General features: G+C 46.9%; 1 tRNA gene. It reads left to right on the forward strand.

Annotation, left to right across the window (positions count from 1 at the left end):
* The first annotated feature begins 83 nt into the window (after positions 1 to 83).
* A tRNA-Ala gene (locus ASU02_RS25505) sits at positions 84 to 159 on the forward strand.
* The last annotated feature ends 282 nt before the right edge of the window (positions 160 to 441 follow it).

The following is a 441-nucleotide window of genomic DNA, read 5'->3' on the forward strand; positions in this document are numbered from 1 at the left end:
CCTATAGCTCAGCTGGTTAGAGCGCACGCCTGATAAGCGTGAGGTCGATGGTTCGAGTCCATTTAGGCCCACCATTTCATAACGGGGCCTTAGCTCAGCTGGGAGAGCGCCTGCCTTGCACGCAGGAGGTCAGCGGTTCGATCCCGCTAGGCTCCACCAACATAACGAATCCGTTCGTTATTTTTTGTTCCTTGAAAACTAGATAATGTAAATAAAGAAGATTTACCGAGTAATCGCCATCTTAGTTATTTCTCTTGTTTAATGATTATTTATAATCAAAATAAGAGCACAAACCATGAGGGCAACAAGCAGCGAGAAGATTAAGGAAGCGACCGAACGAGCACCGGAACGTACTCCGTACGTAAGGAGCACAGTGAGAGAGCTGACGCAGAGATTCGAAGCTGATTGTTGACCGAAGTAGGTTAAGTTAGAAAGGGCGCA

Source organism: Cytobacillus praedii, from assembly GCF_001439605.1.
Taxonomy (GTDB): domain Bacteria; phylum Bacillota; class Bacilli; order Bacillales; family Cytobacillaceae; genus Cytobacillus; species Cytobacillus praedii.